The sequence below is a fragment of the Parafrankia soli genome (assembly GCF_001854695.1).
In the GTDB taxonomy this organism is placed as follows: Bacteria; Actinomycetota; Actinomycetes; order Frankiales; family Frankiaceae; genus Parafrankia; species Parafrankia soli.
Genome location: NZ_MAXA01000224.1, coordinates 208165 through 226340, shown reverse-complemented (window position 1 = coordinate 226340; position 18176 = coordinate 208165). Strand labels below are relative to the sequence as shown.

The window sequence follows — 18176 nt, the reverse complement described above, 5'->3', positions numbered from 1 at the left end:
CAGTCTGGTGTTGGATCCGCTTTATCATCTCGCGGCGAACGCGATCGTCTTCTTCCACAGGGGTCTCGGGCCGATCTTCGGCGCGGACAGCTTCTTCGCGTGGGCGTTGTCGGTCATCCTGCTCGTCATCGCCGTCCGCATTCTGATCTTCCCGCTGTTCGTCAAGCAGGTGAAGTCCCAGCGGACCATGCAGATGATGCAGCCCCGGATCAAGGAGATCAAGGAGAAGTACGGGCACGACAAGCAGCAGATGCAAGCGGAGATCATGAAGCTCCAGAAGGAGCATGGCAATCCGCTGCTCGGCTGTCTGCCGATCCTCCTGCAGATCCCGCTGTTCATCTCGCTGTTCCACGTCTTCACCCACCTCGCTCCGATGAACGAGGGCCCCGGCGGCTCGCTGGTGTGGCGCCCACGGGTCGGTCTGTCCGCCGACCAGGTGGAGCAGATCGCCGAGGCGAAGCTCTGGGGTATCTCGCTGTCGAGCGAGTTCGGCTCGTCCCAGGATTCGCTGGACTTCCTGGGCGCGAACGGGACGAACGTCAAGATCCTCGCGATCGTATTGATCGTCCTGATGGGGGCGACGACCTTCCTCACCCAGCGTCAGATCATGGCGCGGACCGGGCCGGTCGATCCGCAGCAGGCGATGGTCCAGAAGATCCTGCTGTACGGTTCGCCGCTCATGCTGGCGATCTTCGGGTTCCAGTTCCCGATCGCCGTGCTGCTGTACTGGCTGACCACGAACCTGTGGAGCATGGGGCAGCAGTTCTTCGTCATCAAGAAGATGCCGCCGATCAAGCCGCTCGGTGCGGGCGGCAAGGTGCCCGGCGCCCGGACGGCGCCGACTGACGGTGCCGCCGTCTCCCGGCCTGCCCCGGGTGCCCGCGCGGGCGCGAAGTCGAAGAGCCGTCCCCGTCCCGCCACGACGTCCCTGACGAAGGGCGCGGATTCCGGCGCTGGCGGCCAGGCGGCGGGTGAGAACGGGCGAGACTCCGGTTCGGGGGTCTCTGTCGGCTCCGGTGAGCGAGTGTCGAGCGCCCCGCCCGGAACCCGCTCCCGATCCGGCTCGTCCGCCAGCAAGCCGAAGACCCCGGCCAAGGCAGCCGGATCGAAGGCCACACCCAAGGCCACGACACCCAAGGCCACGACGGCCGAGGCCGCCGGCGGCGCGGGGAAGGCGGCCGCCACGAGCGAGATCGCGGACTCCGGCCGGGAAACCACCCCCGGTTCGGCGACGGCGGCAGCGGGCACGTCCCGGTCGAACGGTGTCGCGGAGTCGGAGGGCGCCTCCCGATCCACTCCGCCGCCGGTTCCCGCGGGGATGCGCCGCGCCCCCGGTGGGTCGCGGCCGGCCAAGCGCCGGGGGAAGGGCAAGCGACCGGGCGGGCGTCGCTGATGAGCTGGCGGTTGCCGCGCCCGGCCAAGCGCCCGGTCGCCGCCTGGAGGCCTGGCCCGGCATCGGTCCCGGTCCCGACCACAGGCATCGTCCGGGCTGGACGGCCCGTCCGGCCTGGACGCCCCGGTTCGTCCCGGGCGGTTGCCCCCCGTAACCGCCGCGCTGACCCCGCGGCGCCCGGACGTCCCGTACGCTCGGCATCGCCGCCCCCTTTCCCCTGGAGTAACGCTGATGACCGGTTCGGCACCTGACCTGGCCGTGGAAGGACCCGAGGCCAACGAGGACGGCCCGACGGCCGGGGCCGACACGACCGCGGTCGAGGACACCACGAGCTCGAACGGCTCGCACGGCTCCGACGAGCGCCGGCTCGCCGACCTCGAGCAGGAAGGCGAGATCGCGGCCGACTACATCGAGGGCCTGCTCGACATCGTCGACATGGACGGCGACCTCGATCTCGACGTCGAGGGCGGGCGTGCCGTCGTCGCCGTGGTCGGGGACGGGCTGGACAAGCTGATCGGGCCCGGCGGTGAGACCCTCGAGGCGCTGCAGGAGCTGACCCGGCTCGCCGTGCTGCAGAAGACGGGTGTCCGCAGCCGGCTCATGCTCGACGTGGGCGGTCACCGCGCCCGTCGCCGCATCGAGCTGCGGAAGGTCGCGACCAACGCCGCGGAGCGGGTCGTCGACACCGGCGAGCCCCAGAAGCTGGCCGCGATGACGCCCTTCGAGCGCAAGGTCGTGCACGACGTGATCGCCACGATCGACGGCGTGCGCAGCGAGTCCGAGGGCGAGGAGCCCACCCGCCGGGTCGTCGTTCTGCCTGACTGACGGCCGTGTACCGTCGCCGGAGCTTGTCCGGGGCAGGGAACCGACCGCGGATCTGACGCTCGCGCACGGTTCTGACACCGTGCGCGGCCGTGATGCCGTGGGCGTCCGCTGCCCTGGACGTCGGATGCACGGCGAGGGGAACGAGGGCGCCAGTGGTGCTGCCGAGAGTGGGCGGGCCGCCACCGGAACCGACCACGACGCCCGTGACCATCGCCGCCGAGCTCGGTTGGTTCGGTGGGCCGGCTGACCTCGGCGGTATCGGCGAACACCCGTCCGCGGCGAGCGGGCCCGCGCTGCTGGAGCGGGATTCCGCGTCCGCTGACCTCCCTCCCCGGGCCCGGCCATGGGGCTGGCTGCGACTCCGGGCTCGGCCGCGACAGTGGGCCTGGTCGCGGCTGTGGCTGCCGGGATTCGTCGCGCTCGCGCTCATCGCTCTCGTGGTGCTGCTGCGCGCCTACCTCGACCGACCATTCTGGTACGACGAGATCTGGCGCGGGCATTTCGTCAGTGAGCCGGTGGGCACCCTGTGGTCTGAGCTGGCCGCCGCGAACACGCCGTCGGCCCTGGGATGGCTGAGCGTCACCCGGCTCTCCGGGGATCTGTTCGGCTGGCACAGCTGGGCGTTGCGGCTGCCGGGCTTCGCCGCGCTGCCGGCGCTCGGCGCGCTGACGGCCGTTCTCACCCGGCGGTTCTCCGGAACCGTGGCCGCCCTGTTCGCGGTGTGTTGGCTCTGCCTGAACGCGACCTTCCTCGACCTCGCCACCCAGCTCAAGCCGTACACGATCGAAACCCTTGCCGCGGTCGCCGTCGTCCTGCTGTGGCTTGGCCCGGCGCCCGGTTCCGGAATCGGCTTCGGAGCCGGCGGTGTTCACAGCGGCGGGGACGTCCGTCCGCCCGTCCGTCTCGGCTCGGTTGACCGTGGTCGTCTTGTCCGCCGGACGGCAGCTGGCGTGATCTCCCTGTTCTCCGTCCCGGCGATCTTTCTCGTCATTCCGCTCGCGGTGATGGACGTCCTGCCCGGCCCGGACCGGCGGCGGAGGATCACCGAGACGCTGCCGAGTGTGGTGCTCGTCGCCGCGCACACGCTTCTCTTCATCGGCCACCAGTCCGCGCAGCGCGCCGGGGGTTACTGGGACACGCAGTTCCTGGCCGGGCGGAACCCCTGGCAGGCCGTGAGTTTCGTCGCCGAACAGCTGTGGCGGTTCGGCACCGGCTCACCGCCTGGGATCGACCAGTTCGATCCCAGTCTGGTGCCCGGATTTGTCGATCTTCCGGGGTACCTGCCGGGGCTGTTGGCCCCCGTGATCGTCCTGCTCGGGGCGATTGGCGCCGCCGCGCTCGCCCGCCGGTCGGACGGCCGCCGCGTGCTCGGCGCTCTCGCCGGGGCGGAGCTGCTCATGCTGGGCGCGAGCGCCGCCCGCTTCTGGCCGTTCGGGCCGACGAGGACGAACCAGTTCGTCGTGCCGATGTTCATCCTGGTCGTCGTGGTTGGTGGGGATCGCGTCATCCGCCTCGCCGCCCGCCGGGCGGGTCGGGCCTGGCACGCCGTCCGCTGTTCGGGTGCCGTGCCGGCCCCCCGTACATCGCGAGACCCGGAGGTCACCGACGCCGCCGACGTGACGGCCGTTCCGGATCACCCGGATAGTTTCGCCGATCCGCTCGTCCCGCGTGTCCTGGATGTCGGGCGCGCCCCGGCCGCCCGGTGCGTGGTCGATGCGAGCGGTGCGGTGGCGGTGATCCTGCTCGTGGTCCTCGCGGCGGGCGTGGCGCTGTCGGGTGCTGTGTCCGGTGACAGGCTCGTCTGGGAGCGGCGGGATCGGATGCGCGGCCTCGACCTCATGGTGGACGCGGCGGTGGCCACCCGGCGGCTGGTTCGTCCCGGGGATCTTGTCGTGGTCGGCGGCCGGCTCGCCCGCCCAGGCTGGATCTACGCGATGGAGGTCAGCACGGACGCCCCCCGGGCGCCCGAAGGTCTCCCCCGGCCCCGCGTGGAGCGTGCCCCCGGAACCGCCGCGGGCGGGACCGGCGCCGGAACCACCTCCAGGACCGAGCCGCCCCGGGTGGTCCGTGCGGAGACCGTTTTCGTCGATCCCGGCCTCCGTGATTCCGTGGGCCGACTGGTGCCACTTGCTGTGCAGCTGGAGATGCCTCGCCGACCCGGACGTCTCGTCGTCTTCGTCTTCGATATCGATGCGGCCGCGATGGCTCCGGGGCTGGCGGCGTTGCGGGATGAAGGCTGGTGCCCCGGTGAGAGCTGGCGGTTCCGGCTGACCGGTTCGGTCACGGTCTACTCCGACTGCCCGAAGCCTTCAGTCGCGAGCCGCGGATGAGAAGGCCGACCGGGCCCGAAGAAGGCGTTCAGATTCCATCCGCTGTGGCCGTTGGACGGGTCCGGGGGACCTGTGTCGGTGCTGCTGAGCATGGGTAATGTCCTCAGGTGCGCGATCCGGTTCGCGATGCTCAGCGACGGGCGTGGGCAACGCGAGAGCCGGTGATGCCGGGCAACTCCTCGCGTTGCAAGGGGTATGTCCTGCCTTTGCCAGTCGTGAGGCGGTCGATCCGATATCCTCGAGGAGGATGCGGTCGCCACTGATCCCGACTGGCGGTGTATGCGCATAGCCCAATATGCGTCCAGTCCGGACCGCAGAAGAGAGCTCCGCCGGACCAGAGCCTCCTGGTCCGGCCTCCGTAACAGGTCGCGAGCATGGAACAGTGCTGCCCTGGCGGACGGAGATGGCCTGAGACTCGCCGTATTTTTTTACCTGACCGGCCGCGTCGATGACCGTCGGAAAGGGATTGTGCGTGTCTGTCGGAGGTTGGCGTGCCCGCACGGTCGCATCGGTTGTACTGTCTCTGCTGGTCGCAATGGCCGCGGCCGCGGGTCTACTCATCGAAATGCGGCCGGGTGCCCACGGCAGAACTACACGGGCATCAGACCTCGCGACTCAGACCGCGGACGCTGTCTCCGCAGGCGACGACCTGGCCAAGTTTGTCGACCCGTTTATCGGCACTGCGCAGCAGCGTCATGATGTCATACCCGGCGATGGGGTCGCGGGTGCCTTTCCAGGAGCCGCGGCGCCGTTCGGGATGGTCCAGTGGAGCCCGGACACCAACGGACGGGCGGCCGCGGGGTCAGGCGGGTACCGGTACACCGACTCGGTAATAGACGGATTCAGCCTGACCCACTTACATGGCACGTCGTGTCCTGCGGCCCAGGATATTTCGATCATGCCGTCTACCGGCTCCTATCCCTTCTATCCACCCACCGGCGCCGTGGACGAGCCATCGTTGTGGGGCGCCGGATTCTCTCATGGCGACGAGTCGGCCACACCCGGTCGCTACAGCGTTCAGGTCACCTCCCCGGTGGGTGATCGGATAGGTGTGGATCTCGCCGCCGGAGCCCATGCGGCGATTGGTCGCTTCTCGTTTCCGGCAGGCGTGGCGGGATCCCTGGTCCTCGACGTGGGACGCCGTGCCGACGGCGCCGGCCGGGCGGACCTGCATGTGGACTCCGCCACCGGGGAGGTTTCAGGCTCGGTGACCAGCCGGGTCTTCTGCCGGCAACCAGCCGTCAGCACGCTTTACTTCGTCGCGAGACCCGATCGGCCGCCGGCGGCTGTGGGCACCTGGTCGGCGGGGCGATGGTCACTGAGCCCGGACGTGGCCGACGAAGGAGGACCCACCGCGACGTCGCGTTCCGCATCGGTCGGAGTCTGGCTGAGAATGCCACCGGCAGCAGACGGAGCGGTCATGCTCCGTGCTGCTGTGTCGTATACCAGCGTCGAGGGGGCGCGCGCCAACCTCGAGGCCGAGTACCCCAGCAGTGTCGACGCGGTCGCGAGCGCCACCCGCGCCGAATGGAACCGGAGGCTGTCGACCGTGTGTGTCGCCTCCGCGCCACGGTCCGAGTTACGCACCCTGTACACAGCGCTCTATCACGCGATGCTGGGCCCCGGTGCCGTCAGCGATGCCGACGGCACCTACCGTGGCTGGGACGGATCCACCGCCGCCGCCCAGGGATGGACCGCACGCAGCGGGATCGCGGGCTGGGACGCCTACCGCAGCTCGTTCCCATTACTGGCGATGCTGGCTCCGGACGTCGCCACCGACACCGCATGGTCGTTGATGGCCGGCGCCATGCAGACCGGGTCGGTGCCAGGATGGACTCTCGCGACCAGTCGGCCCGACGTCATGCCTGGCGACGGCGGCACGGTCCTGCTTGCCGAGGCGGTGGCTCTCGGGTTGCCCCTTGACCCAGCACAGGCTTTGGCCGCCGCGCTGGCCAGCGCGGCCCGCCGCCCGTTCGCGGCCGAGTACGACCGACTCGGCTTCGTCCCGGTCGGCCACGCCGGCCCCGCGGATGCTGTGTCCATCACTCTCGAGTACGCCCTCGCGGACTTCGCGACAGCGCAACTGGCACTTGCCGCGAACCGGCCCGAAATCGCGGCTACCTTCACCGAACGGTCGACGCGCTGGCGGTCGGTATGGGATCCGGTCAGTAAGCTGCCCGCCCCGCGCAGCACGGACGGTGGCTTTCTACCGGTGGAGCCGACGACCCTGCCCGGCTACACCGAAGGCACCGCGGCCCAGTACTCATGGCTGGTTCCGCAGGATCCCGATGGCCTCGCCGAGGCGATGGGCGGACGGCGCGTCGCGGTCGCCCGGCTCGCCGACTTCCTCGCCCGGCTCGACGACGGCCCGATCGGGGCACATGCGGAGATGGGAAACCAGCCCAGCCTTCTCGTACCCTGGCTCGGTGGATCGTTCGGCGCCGTCGATCTGACGATCGACGCTCTCGACCGGACGCGCCGGACTTTGTTCCGGGATACTCCCGACGGTCTGCCCGGGAATGACGACACCGGGGGCCTGTCCGCCTGGTACGTGCTCGCCTGGCTTGGACTGGGCCCCGTCCAGCCGGGAACAGACCTGCTCATCGTCACTCCGCCGGTCGCCCCATCGGTCGAGATCACCCTTCCTCACGGACAACTTCGGTTGGTGAACCAACAGGTCGGCGGGGTGGATGGTCGCACACCGGTCGGGCTGAGACGTGACGGCGAGCCGCTCCCCGGGCCCTGGACCCGGTTTCGTGATCTCAGCGCAGGAGCGACTCTGACCTGGTCACTGTCCGATCAGCCGACCGTCCGGGGTACACAGAACTGACCGGATCATCGTCGACGCGGTGTCCTGCAGCCAGGCGGAAGATCCGGGCCAACCCGCTCCTGTGCGCCAGACCGCTGATCGAAAGATCTATTACTTTGCGTAGCGGGGATCGTCTCGCAGAGCCAGGTCGGCGACGTTGGTCGGAGTTTGTGTCAGTGCTGGTTTGATGCGGGTGAATCTGTCCGCCGGCTTGGTGATCGACTCCGCCTGCTCCGCTCGTCCCGCCGCGAGCGATGGATGATTCACGGGAAACATCTGCCCGCGGTGTCGGGTTTCTGGCGCCGAATTCCCGACACAGCACCTATCAGAGGCATCACCTGACGCGCCAGCACGGGTCCACCGGGGATGCTGGTGTGGTGCTTTCGCGTCGCACCCTCCCGTCTCGCCCCGAGCCGCCGCGGCCGCCTGCCGCTCGCTCGTCCATTCCGGGATGTCCGGACCGTCCGCTCTCAGCCCGGGGCGGGCCACATCCGAGCCTGGATCCGCGTGCCTGGCGCGCCTTCGTGACCTGGTCGACAGCTCGGACCGCTCAGCTGGGCCTGCCGGGTGTTCCTGTGGTTGAGGTGAATCGGTGACACCGCCCGAAGGGACGGCGGGTGGCCTCCGCCCCGACTCCTCCCCCGGCGATCCGCTGCCCCCGCCGTCGGATTCCTCGGCTGCGCCGGCGACGACATCCGAAGGCCCGACCGGCGCCGCCGAGGTGGTTCCCGACGCCGCTCGGACCGTCTTCGGTGATCGTTTCGGTCTCGCGGTGCGGTATGTCGAGATGCTTTCGACGGCAGGAGTCGAGCGAGGGCTGATCGGTCCGCGGGAGACCGGCCGGCTCTGGGAGCGCCACCTTCTCAACAGCGCGGTCCTGGCCGAGGCCGTCCCCACCCGTTCCGCCTCCCCCGGCTCTGACGAGGCCGCCTTCGAGGTCGTCGACGTCGGCAGCGGCGCCGGCCTTCCCGGAATTCCGCTCGCGCTCGCCCGCCCCGACCTGAGGGTGACCCTGCTCGAGCCGATGGAAAGGCGCTGCCGTTTCCTCGCGGAAGCCGTGGCCGAGCTCGGTCTGGCGGGTCAGGTGGAGGTCGTACGGGGACGAGCGCCGGACGTCGCCGAGCTGCCTCCGCATCGCACATTCGACGTTACGGTGGCGCGCGCAGTAGCCCCTTTGGGACGTCTTGGCGCGGTACTGCTGCCGATGACCCGTCCGGGCGGTGTCATGCTTGCACTGCGCGGTTCGCGAATCCTTGAGGAATTGCAGGCCGCGCGTAGTGATCTCGATTCCCAGGGTTGGCGCGAGGTGAACGTCATGACGTGCGGGGCTGGCCTGGTGGACGAACCCACCCGTGTTCTGTGCGCGACGCGGTCACCTCAGACGACCCAAGGGGACGGCGGGAGGGGACGGCGCGGCGCGGATGACCGGCAGGCCAGACGGACGACACAGCCACGGCGACCACGGGAGGGCACTCGTGATCGACCGGCACGTGGGAGGTCCCGTTCCACGTGAAACAGCGATGCCATATCAGACGGCGAGGGCACCTGAAGCAGCGTCGGCGGGTCGAGGCGGCCTGGCACACGGGGGGAGTCCGGGTGACACGTCCGGCCTCCCGGGCCTGGACCCCCTTGACTCCTCGACCCCGATCGGAGCGGCGGCGGCAGCAGCGGTGGAAGCACTGACGATGGAACGACGACGACCCTTTCCTCGACCCAGCCGGCGACGTGTCATCACTGTCGCCAACCAGAAGGGTGGCGTCGGTAAGACGACGACCACCGTCAATCTGGCCGCCGCACTGGCCATGCACGGAGTCCGTGTACTGGTCGTGGACCTGGACCCGCAGGGGAACGCCTCCACGGCGCTCGGTGTGGACCACCGGTCCGGCACTCCCTCGATCTACGAGGTGCTGCTCGGTGACCGCCCACTMGACGAGGTCGTCGTGCGGTCCAGCGAGTCCAGCGGGCTGTTCTGCGCACCGGCGACGATCGACCTCGCGGGCGCCGAGATCGAGCTGGTCTCGATGGTCGCGCGGGAGACCCGCCTGCGTCGGGCCATCGACGGCATGCGGAACGAGGTCGACTACGTCCTCATCGACTGCCCGCCGTCGCTGGGGCTGCTCACGGTCAACGCGCTCGTGGCGGCCCGGGAGCTCCTGATCCCGATCCAGTGTGAGTACTACGCGCTGGAGGGCCTTGGTCAGCTGCTGCGTAACGTCGAGCTGGTCCAGGCCCATCTCAATCAGGAGCTCCGGCTGTCGACCATCCTGCTGACCATGTACGACTCGCGCACCCGGCTCGCCGATCAGGTCGTGCACGAGGTGAAGGAGCATTTCGGGGACAGGGTGCTGAGCACCACGATCCCGCGCAACGTCCGGCTGGCCGAGGCGCCGAGCTACGGTCAGTCCGTCCTGACCTACGACCCCGCCTCCCGCGGGTCGCTGTCCTACCTGGCCGCTGCTCGCGAGCTCGCCGAGCGCGGAGTCGACCCGGCTCCACGTGGCACCGCCGGGAGCGCCCGCGATGGGGCTCCCAGCGGCCCCATCCCGACCGGTGGGGCTCCGGTGAACGGCCACTCCCCCGCAGGGCACGCGCCGCCCACCGGCCGCGGCACGGGCGCCGTCCAGGCCAGCCCTGACCGGCACGGCCCGCCGTCCGGCTACGGCGCCGCCAATGGATACGGCGCTGACGACAGCTACCCCGCCGACGACGACCGGTACGGCACGCCCGCCGACGGCTACGACTCGCCGGGCGGTCACGCCGCTCCGGCCGGGCCGTCCACGCCGGACGGCTTTGCCGTTCCGGACGGGCCGATGGTCCCGGGTGCACCCAGCACCCGGGACGGGTACGGACGGCCCAACGGCTACGGCCCGCACGGCGGTGCCGCGGGTCCTGGCGGTCCGAACCTGAACGGGGCCGGTCGATGACGGCGCGGCGTGGTGGTCTGGGCCGTGGTCTTGGCGCGCTCATTCCGGCGGCCGCCGAGCCGCAGGACGGCTACCAGAGCAACGGCCTGGACCACACTCCGGCAGCGGCTCCCGTCCCGGTCGCGGGCGCGGTCTTCCGGGAGATTCCGGTGGACTCGGTGACCCCGAATCCGCGCCAGCCACGCACCCACTTCGACGAGGACGCCATCGCGGAGCTCGCCGCGAGCCTGYGCGAGGTGGGGCTACTGCAGCCGATCGTCGTCCGGGAGCTCCTGCCCGGCCGCTACGAGCTGGTCATGGGCGAGCGGCGCTGGCGCGCGTCGAAGCTCGCCGGGCTGGAGCGGGTGCCCGCCATCGTCCGGGACACCGCGGACGACGCCATGCTGCGCGACGCCCTGCTGGAGAACCTGCACCGCCAGCAGCTCAACCCGCTCGAGGAGGCCGCGGCCTACGAGCAGCTGTTGCGTGACTTCGGGGCGACCCACGAGGAGCTGGCCGGGCGCCTGGGCCGGTCGCGCTCGCACGTCACGAACACGATTCGCCTGCTCGGGCTGCCGCCGGCGGTGCAGCGTCGGGTGGCGGCCGGAGTGCTGTCCGCCGGGCACGCCCGCGCACTGCTCTCGCTGGAGGACCCCGACGCCCAGGACAGGCTGGCGACGCGCATCGTCGCCGAGGGCCTGTCCGTGCGGGCGGTGGAGGAGATCGTGGCCCTCGGCGAGGAGGGGCCCCRCAAGCGGGCTCCGCGCGGGCCGCGGGCGGCCGAGCCGGCGCTGACCAGCATCGCCGACCGCCTGTCGGACCGGTTGGAGACCCGGGTCAAGGTGGACATGGGCCGCAGCAAGGGCCGCATCACCGTGGAGTTCGCGACGATCGAGGACCTGGAGCGGATCGTCGAGGTGATGTCCCCGAACTCGAAGGTCTCCTGACCTCGGTACCATGCCTCGGGGCGCACGTGGCAGACACGTGCGCCCCGAGGCATGTCCGGGGTGTGTGCCCGTCCCGGTGCGGTCCCGCTCAGACGGTGCCGGGGACGGGGTTCACCTGGCGCAGGACGCCTTCGGGATTCATCGAGCCGAGCAGGCGCTCCAGGGCGACCTCGACGTCCTCCCGCCAGCTGACGGCGTTCTTCACCTCGAGGCGCAGGCGGGGCCAGCGGTGGTGCGGGCGAACCGTCTTGAACCCGACCGCGAGCAGGTAGTCGGCGGGCACCACGCAGCGGGTGCCGGAGTCGCGCAGGTCGCCGAACGCCTCCAGAGCGCGGTAGCCGCGCCGCGTGATCTCCTTGGCCACCGACTGGATGAGCACCCGGCCCAGGCCCTGGCCGGTGAACTCCTGGACGATCTGTGTGGTCATGAGCAGCACCGCGTCCGGGCTGACGGGGCTGGTCGGGAACGCCACGGAGCGCGGGACGTACGCCGGCGGCGCGAACATGACGAACCCGGCCGGGACGTTGTCGATATACACGACTTTTCCGCAGCTACCCCATTCGAGAAGCGCCGCCGAGACCCATGCCTCCTTCTCGATGTCCGTGCCGCCGGCCTCCTCGGCCCGGCTGCGGGCCACCGGGTCGAGCTCCCAGAAGACGCACCTGCGACAGGGGAGCGGCAGGTCGTCGATGTTGTCGAGAGTGATGTTCGCGATCCGACGACTCATCGAGCCAGCCCTCCCAGCGGTCCGGACGACCGTCCCCGGCCGATTCTTCCGCTTACTTCGGACAGCCTAGGACGGTCGTCAGCGCATGTGGCCACGGGCACGCCGTGACCTGTTCCACGTGAAACCTCGCCAACGGATTACACGTTCCCGGGACGTCCACCACAAAGCCGGTCGCGGTAGTGAAACACGACAAGCGTGCGGGACGGGGGAGCGACCGCGGAGCCGTCCGGCACGGCCGGCGGCGGCAGTAGCCAGGCGTGGTGCGGCGAGGCCTCAGGCGCGCGCCGCGATGCGCGGGACGCGCAGCTGCCCCGTTGGCGGGTCCTGCTCCGGCGGCAGGAACAGGCGCTGTGTGGCGGCGAGCAGGCCCTCCGCGACGGCGGCCCGGAACTCGGTCGACGCCAGCGCGGCGGCGTCGTGAGTGTTGCTGAGGTAGCCGAGGTCGATCTGGACAGCGGGCATCCTGGTTCGGCGGAGCAGCTCCCAGGTCTTGGGATGGGCGCGGCAGTCCACCATGTCGGTCCGCGAGACGATCTCGCGCTGCACCAGCGCGGCGAAGCGCTCACCGACCGCCGACGAGCCTCGCGCGTGGCCGTAGTAGTACGTCGAGACACCCTGGGCCTGCGCGGAGCCGCTCGCGTCCACGTGCAGCGAGACCAGCAGGTCGGCGCCGATCTCGTTCGCCCGCGCCGCGCGTTCCGCCTCGGGCGGCGACTCGTGTGGCCCGTGCACCGGGTAGGCCTCCAGGCCGGACGCGAGCAGCCGGGCCTCCAGCCGTGAGGCCAGGTCGGCCATCAGGTCACGCTCGCACAGCCCACCACTGGACACGCCAAGGTCGTCGCCGCCGTGCCCGGGGTCGATGGCGACGACCATGCCGAGCAGCGACGGCCCCCGGGCCAGCAGGCGCATGGACTCGCGCAGGACGTCCGGGCGGCCACCGGTGACCGTGCGCTCGAGGCGCTTGAGCTCGCGCAGGGTCCGCGGCCCGCAGAGGCCGTCGGGGTCGAGGCCCCGGTTGCGCTGGAAGTCCCGCACGGCCGAGTCCGTCCGTGCTCCGAAGATGCCGTCCGCGCGGCCGACGTCGAAGCCCATGTTCGACAGCCGCTCCTGCAGGGCGGCGACGTCATCGCCGACGAACGGGTGAGTGACGCTGTAGTGAAGGAGCCGGTCGCCGAGGCGGCGGCGAGCCTCCTCGATGGCCCGGAAGGTGTCGGGTCCGATGATGCCGTCGACCGACAGCCCGCGGCTCTGCTGGAACGCCCGGACGGCGTTGTCCAGCTCGCTGTCGAACTGGTCGGTGGCGTCGACCGGGCCGCCGTTCCCGCCGTTCCCGGCGTCGCCGGCCGGCGACGCCGGGAACGGGTCCGGACCCGTTCCCGGCGCGGTGGAGGTCCCGAGGGCACCCGGACCGGGGCCGTCAGCCGCATCGGTCTGGCGGGGTGCGACGGGAAGAAAACCCAGGTGGATGAAAGCTGCCCGGGCCTCCGCCACAGAGGGGTCACGGTCACCAAGACGCAGCAGCTTCACGAATGAGTACCTTTCGAGTCCGCGTTCATCGAGCCGTCGACCTGCGTCGGGCGGTTCCGCCGCCGAATCCCGGTCATCAGATTAGGCCATCGGTCCCGGGCAGCGAGGACGGCGATCCCCCTCGTCCGGCTTTCTGCCTCGGTGCACCGTGCTCCGGTCGGGCCCGGTCCGGACCTGAGGTCGGAGCCCGGGCTCGGTGGGGTGGCCGCCGAAGTGAACTGCCTGAGTCACTCCAGGCGCCGCCGGGCCGACTCACTTCGGCGTGAACCCCGCCTGGAGGTGGCCATCCCGGGGAAACGGTCGATGACTACCCGATGTGACCAAAGGTGACGTGTGCGGTGCAGGGGCCGCCCTGCGCCGCACATTCGATCATGTTTACGGCCCACTCAGGGCCACTAGCGGCCGACGGTCCGGAAACATCCACCGGACGTGTGCTCCTGGCTACCGAAAGTTCCGAACAGTCGGACCCTGCGCGGCGCAGGCCGGTGCCGACTCCGCGGTGCCGACTCCGCGGTGCCGGCGGTGCCGGCGGAGACGAAGACGGCCCGCTCCGAGATCGGAGCGGGCCGTCAAGGTCGACCATGGCCGGCGGAGTGCGCTGGCCCGGCCCGAGCGGGGCCGGGCGCGGTCTGGATCAGATGTAGGACGACAGGTCGCGCAGCAGCGCGGCCTTCGGCTTCGCGCCGACGATGCTCTTGTCGATCTCGCCGTTGACGAAGACGGCCATCGTCGGGATCGACATGATCTGGTACTGCCGCGCGACCTCCGGGTTCTCGTCGATGTTGAGCTTGACGATCCGGAGCTTCTCGCCGTGCTCCTTGGCGATCTCCTCCAGTACCGGCGCGACCATCTTGCACGGGCCGCACCACTCGGCCCAGAAGTCGACGAGTACGGGCTTGTCGCTCTTGAGCACCTCGACGGCGAACGTGCCGTCCGTCACCGCGGGGGTGGAGCCTGCCATGGCGTTCTCCTCAGGGTTTGCGCTCTTGTGTCTTTGGACTGGTGGTTGACGGCTGTGCTGTGGCGGGGCTCCCGCCACAGCACAGGTTGGTCCGCGTCAGGTCGTCGCGGCGAGCTCCGGTGCCGGTACCCGGGGCGCCTCGGCGGCGCTGTCAGCGGCGCCCTCCAGGCTGGCGATGTAGCGCTCGGCGTCGAGGGCGGCGGAGCACCCGGTGCCGGCCGCGGTGATCGCCTGGCGGTAGGTGTGGTCGACGACGTCACCGCAGGCGAACACACCCGCGATGTTGGTCTGGGTGGTCGGGTGGGCCACCTTGATGTAGCCCTCGCCGTCCAGCTCGAGCTGATCGTGGATCAGATCCGTGCGGGGGAGGTGGCCGATCGCCACGAACAGGCCGGTGATCGCCAGCTCGTCCGTCTTGTCGGTGACCGTGTCACGCAGCCGGACGCCGGTGACCTTGTCCTCGCCGAGGACCTCCTCGACCACGGCGTTCCACCGGAACCGGACCTTCGGGTTGGCGAACGCCCGCTCCTGCATGATCGCGCTGGCGCGCAGCTTGTCGCGCCGGTGCACGATCGTCACCGACTTCGCGAACCGGGTGAGGAAGGTCGCCTCCTCCAGCGCCGAGTCGCCGCCGCCGACGACCGCGATGTCCTGGTCCCGGAAGAAGAAGCCGTCACAGGTCGCGCAGGCTGACACGCCCCGGCCGAGCAGCCGGTCCTCGTGCTCGACGCCGAGCTTCTTGTAGGCCGAGCCGGTCGCGACGATGACCGAGCGGGCCAGGTAGGTCTCGTCGCCCACCTTGACCACTTTCGGATCCGCGGCCAGGTCGACCTCGGTGACGTCGTCCGCGATGAGCTCGGCGCCGAACCGCTCCGCCTGGGCGCGCAGGTTCTCCATGAGCTCCGGCCCCTGGATGCCCTCGGGGAAGCCCGGGAAGTTCTCCACCTCGGTCGTGGTCATCAGCGCGCCGCCCGCGGACACCGCGCCCTCGAAGACGACCGGCTTCAGGTTCGCCCGGGCGGTGTAGATCGCCGCGGTGTAGCCGGCCGGCCCCGACCCGATGATGACGACGTCCAGGACGCGCTCGCCGGAACGCTCCGCTCCGGCGGCCTGACCGGCCTGGTCCTTGCCCTGGGCTGTCACACCCACTCCCTTCACGACTGTCGTACGAGGCTTCGTCGACTCTGTCGATCGTTGGCCCCGCCGACGTGATGTCTGCCCCCATAACCGTCGCGGACCGCCGCTGATTCCACCGCTGGGTCACCGTGGCAAGGGGGGCGTGCCCGTCCGTACGTGTGTGCCGTCCTGTCGCCGACCACCGCCTACAGCGCGCGGGTCGTGTTCACGGTGTACAACACCGCGCCCGGCATCGGTACCACGCCGCAGCGTGCGTCGATCACGACGACCCGCGCGGCGGCGGGCTGGCCGGCGACCGAGAGCACCACCAGCAGCGCCCGTTGGCCGTCGAAACGCACCCGGTCGAGGGCCAGTACCGATCCGCCCGTCTGGGCGGTGAGGCTGTCGTAGCACATCCGCAGTTGTGGGGTGTCGATCACGCGGGCGAGCGTCTCCGGCGTCGTGGCGGACGCGGCCGACGGATCCGTTCCCGGCACCGTGGTGGACGCGCCGTCATCGGTGGCCTGTTCCTCGCCCGCGGCGGGCGGCACGGACGTCGCACCGGAAAGCGCAGGCAGGACGGACCAGGTGAGCATGGTCGTCGGGATCCGCCCGGTGAGCAGGCTCCGGCCGTGCACGACGATGTCGCCGGCCCGGACCGCCTCTCCCGAGTCGGCGACCATCGTGAAGGCCGCGGATGGCTCCTCGGGCGTTCCGCTGGCACTGGGGACGGCCGCGGCGGCGGCCGGTCCGGGAACCCGGGCGGCTTCCGGACCGGCCGTCTGGGAGGCCCCTGACAGCGCCGTGGGCGCGTCGTTGGCCGCGGTGGAGCTCGCGTCCCCGCCGCCCGCGGTCAGCCCGCGCAGGGTCAGCACAGCCGCGCCGAACGCCACCAGCGCGACACAGGTCGCCGCGATCGAGACCCAGTCGCGGGCGACCCGGCCGCCGGCACCGGCGAGCCCGCCGCGCCGCCGCCCGCCGCCGTGCCGCGGGGGCCGCGGCGCCCCGGAGATCGGCGGCCTGCCCGGCTCCGTGCTCCCCCGTGTGGTGCCGTGTGCCGTGATGTCCGGCCCGGCGGTCCCCTGCTCGGCGATGCCTGAGTCGCGGTCGGCCGCGTCGGGACCTGTGCCAGCGGTGCCTCGGCCTGCGTTGCCCGGAGTGCTCTTCCGCTCGAACTCGCCAGGGGCGACGAGGCCCGCGGCTGGCAGCGAGCCGACCCGCCCGAGGCGGCGGCGTGGCCGCGGCGGGCCGCCGACAGTTCCCGCGCGGGGACCGCGCCCCGACCGGGCGCTCTCCCGTGCCCGGATGTCCGTGGCCGACCTGGCGGCCAGCGCGGCCTGGATGCGCTCGGCGACGTCGGCCGGCATCGTCATGCTCGCGAGGCGGGCGAGGTCGGCACGCACCCGGCGCAGCGCCGTGAGCGCCTCCTGGCAGGTGGCACACGAGTGGACGTGGCGCTCGACCCGGGCGGTCGCGGGCTCGAGGGGGAACCCCTGATCCGAAGGGTCCGGCCGGGCGTCGAGGTAGGCGTCAAGCGCCTCCACGTCGGGATGCCCGCCAGTGGTGCGACCGTCGGTCATGCGCTGGGCGGCCGTGCCGGCCCGGGTACGCGGGCCACGGTCGCCGGGGCGCCAGCCCGGATCAGGGGCGTGGGCGCCGTGTTCGTCCGTCACCACCGCTGATCACCTCCTCCGGCGAGTCAGCCGCCCGGCCGTCGTGCCGGTCCGGTCGGCGGGTCCCGGGACGCCGGCCGCGCCCGGCATCTCGGCGGGTTCGGCGGCGGCGCCACGAGTGGTCGTGCCGGTGGGGTCGGTGCCGTCCGCATCCGCGCGGTCGGACCCCGCCTGCTCGACCGGCCGGTCGTCGACCAGTCGGTCGACCGGTTCGTCGGGACCGCCGGCCGATGTGTCGTACCGTCCCTCATCACAGACGGAAGGCGAGGCCGGCTGGTTCCCGGCGACGGGCCGCCGAGCCCGTTCGGGGGCAAGGTGCCCGAGCAGGACGGCGAGCCGCGTCCGGCCGCGCGCGCAGCGGCTCTTGACCGTCCCGACCGGTATGTCCAGCAGTTCGGCCACCTCGGCGACCGAGCGGCCCTCGACGTCCACGAGGACGACCGGGGTGCGCAGTGTGACCGGAAGCATGCCGAGCGCGGCGCCGATGTCCATCCGGGTGTCGTGCTCGGCGATGGCGTCCCGGGCGTCGGCCGGCTCGTAGGGGGCGCCGTCGGGGGCCGAGGGCATCGGCACCGTCGGGCGCACGGCGCGGCGGCGCAGCCGGTCGAGGGCGGCGTTGGTGACGATCCGGTGCAGCCAGGTGCCGACAGCCGCCTCACCCCGGAAGTCAGCGGCCCGCCGGTGCGCGGAGAGCATCGCCTCCTGGACGGCGTCCGCCGCCTCCTCGGTGTCCTGCAGCAGCGCGAACGCCACCGACCACAGCCGGTCGGCGTGCGCGCGGAACAGCTCGCCGAACGCCGCCGGGTCACCCGCCACGTGCCGGCGCAGCGCCGCGAGGTCGGCCTCGGGAGCCCGGCCGGAGGATCTGGCACCGGCCGCCGCGGGCGGGTTCACCGGCTACCCGGGACGGGCGGTCGCCGCCCGGGACCGGCGCGCATCGATCTCGACCCACCGCACATGATTCC

At 71.4% G+C, this 18176-nt stretch carries 13 protein-coding genes; 7 read left to right on the top strand and 6 right to left on the bottom strand.

Annotated features, from left to right (window positions below):
- The first annotated feature begins 7 nt into the window (after window positions 1-7).
- The 7 genes from yidC (at window position 8) to BBK14_RS21390 (ending at window position 11207) form a co-directional block, all read left to right on the top strand.
- The gene (gene yidC / locus BBK14_RS21420) at window positions 8-1393 is read left to right on the top strand and encodes a membrane protein insertase YidC (RefSeq protein WP_071065014.1); all 1386 of its coding nucleotides are present in this window, start codon (window positions 8-10) and stop codon (window positions 1391-1393) included.
- A 231-nt stretch (window positions 1394-1624) separates the two neighbouring features.
- Entirely contained in the window at window positions 1625-2218 is a 594-nt protein-coding gene (locus tag BBK14_RS21415) for a Jag family protein (protein ID WP_071065013.1), read from the top strand.
- A gap of 152 nt (window positions 2219-2370) precedes the next feature.
- Entirely contained in the window at window positions 2371-4548 is a 2178-nt protein-coding gene (locus tag BBK14_RS21410; RefSeq protein ID WP_071065012.1) for a hypothetical protein, read from the top strand.
- A gap of 535 nt (window positions 4549-5083) precedes the next feature.
- Complete coding sequence (locus tag BBK14_RS21405) at window positions 5084-7378, top strand: GH92 family glycosyl hydrolase (protein WP_241831725.1); 2295 nt, start codon at window positions 5084-5086, stop codon at window positions 7376-7378.
- 571 nt (window positions 7379-7949) lie between these two features.
- Window positions 7950-8870 (top strand): 16S rRNA (guanine(527)-N(7))-methyltransferase RsmG, encoded by a 921-nt coding sequence (gene rsmG, locus BBK14_RS35675; protein ID WP_083391135.1) that lies wholly within the window; start codon window positions 7950-7952, stop codon window positions 8868-8870.
- 172 nt (window positions 8871-9042) lie between these two features.
- Window positions 9043-10281 carry a ParA family protein gene (locus BBK14_RS42920; protein ID WP_071065010.1) on the top strand — a complete coding sequence of 413 codons (1239 nt, stop codon included), beginning with the start codon at window positions 9043-9045 and terminating at the stop codon, window positions 10279-10281.
- The gene (locus BBK14_RS21390) at window positions 10278-11207 is read left to right on the top strand and encodes a ParB/RepB/Spo0J family partition protein (protein WP_071065009.1); all 930 of its coding nucleotides are present in this window, start codon (window positions 10278-10280) and stop codon (window positions 11205-11207) included. The genes BBK14_RS42920 and BBK14_RS21390 overlap by 4 nt, the downstream gene beginning before the upstream one ends.
- Before the next feature lie 88 nt (window positions 11208-11295).
- Here the strand turns inward: BBK14_RS21390 and BBK14_RS21385 are convergent, their stop codons facing one another.
- The 6 genes from BBK14_RS21385 to sigM all read right to left on the bottom strand — a co-directional run bounded on the left by BBK14_RS21385 (window position 11296) and on the right by sigM (window position 18105).
- Complete coding sequence (locus BBK14_RS21385) at window positions 11296-11934, bottom strand: GNAT family N-acetyltransferase (protein WP_071065008.1); 639 nt, start codon at window positions 11932-11934, stop codon at window positions 11296-11298.
- Window positions 11935-12207: 273 nt separating this feature from the next.
- Window positions 12208-13461 carry an N-acetylmuramoyl-L-alanine amidase gene (locus BBK14_RS21380; protein ID WP_071065007.1) on the bottom strand — a complete coding sequence of 418 codons (1254 nt, stop codon included), beginning with the start codon at window positions 13459-13461 and terminating at the stop codon, window positions 12208-12210.
- Window positions 13462-14095: 634 nt separating this feature from the next.
- Window positions 14096-14422 carry a thioredoxin gene (gene trxA, locus BBK14_RS21375; RefSeq protein WP_071065006.1) on the bottom strand — a complete coding sequence of 109 codons (327 nt, stop codon included), beginning with the start codon at window positions 14420-14422 and terminating at the stop codon, window positions 14096-14098.
- A gap of 96 nt (window positions 14423-14518) precedes the next feature.
- On the bottom strand, window positions 14519-15565 hold the full coding sequence (trxB, locus tag BBK14_RS21370) for a thioredoxin-disulfide reductase (protein WP_083391147.1): 1047 nt from the start codon (window positions 15563-15565) through the stop codon (window positions 14519-14521).
- Window positions 15566-15744: 179 nt separating this feature from the next.
- Window positions 15745-17214, bottom strand: a complete 1470-nt coding sequence (locus BBK14_RS21365; protein WP_071065005.1) for an anti-sigma factor family protein — start codon at window positions 17212-17214, stop codon at window positions 15745-15747.
- A 6-nt stretch (window positions 17215-17220) separates the two neighbouring features.
- Window positions 17221-18105: an RNA polymerase sigma factor SigM gene (gene sigM / locus BBK14_RS21360; RefSeq protein ID WP_071065004.1), complete on the bottom strand. Its 885-nt coding sequence runs from the start codon at window positions 18103-18105 to the stop codon at window positions 17221-17223.
- Between the last annotated feature and the right edge of the window lie 71 nt (window positions 18106-18176).